Annotated in this window: 1 protein-coding gene and 1 pseudogene; both read right to left on the minus strand. The window is 46.4% G+C overall.

Features of this window, described 5'->3' with window-relative positions:
- Window positions 1–301: diacylglycerol kinase family protein (locus R7O13_RS27395; protein WP_318305264.1), on the minus strand; the 301-nt coding region annotated here is incomplete at its 3' end.
- 9 nt (window positions 302–310) lie between these two features.
- Window positions 311–679: pseudogene (locus R7O13_RS27400) on the minus strand (LysR family transcriptional regulator); the annotation flags it as partial.

Raw genomic sequence — 679 nt, forward strand, 5'->3', positions numbered from 1 at the left:
GATTCGCGGTCGCAAAATCATTGGCCGTACCAAGCGGAATAATGGCAAGTTCAGGGCGACTTTCATGATCAATGTGGATAAGCGCCGAAGCAGCCTCATTGACAGTGCCATCGCCACCCGCAACAACAATACGCTCAATACCATCCGTTACCGCTTCTTTCACGAGACGCGGCATATCTTGCGATTCCCAAGTGACGCGAACTTGCACATCTACGCCCCTGTCTCTCATTTTCATGATGGCGTCTCTTAGCTCAGGATTACCGGCTTTTTTGCCGTTTAGAATCGCTCGTATTTTCTTCATATGGACTTCCTATTTCTTGATGACTTTCCCTGCGTGTTTGATTTGCGCGCGCAACCACTGATGAGCACTTTCATTAGTGCGACTAGGGTGCCAAATGGTGCAAAGATCGTAAGTTGTTACATCAAATGGAAACGGCAGTGCTTTCACATGATAGGTATTACTGAACAACTTAATCATCGATTCTGGCATCAAACCAATGTATTCGCTACCGCAGATAACCGGCAACATTTCCAGTGCTCCTGCGGCTCGATACATGATTTTGCGTTTGTCCAAATCAACAATATCTTCTGCACTCAGCATGCTTTTTCGGCTTTGCCACTGCGATACTGCAACGTGTTCTTCTTCAAAAAACTGCTCTTGAGAAATGCTCTCTGCGAT

The sequence above is a fragment of the Vibrio sp. Y176 genome, assembly GCF_033438945.1.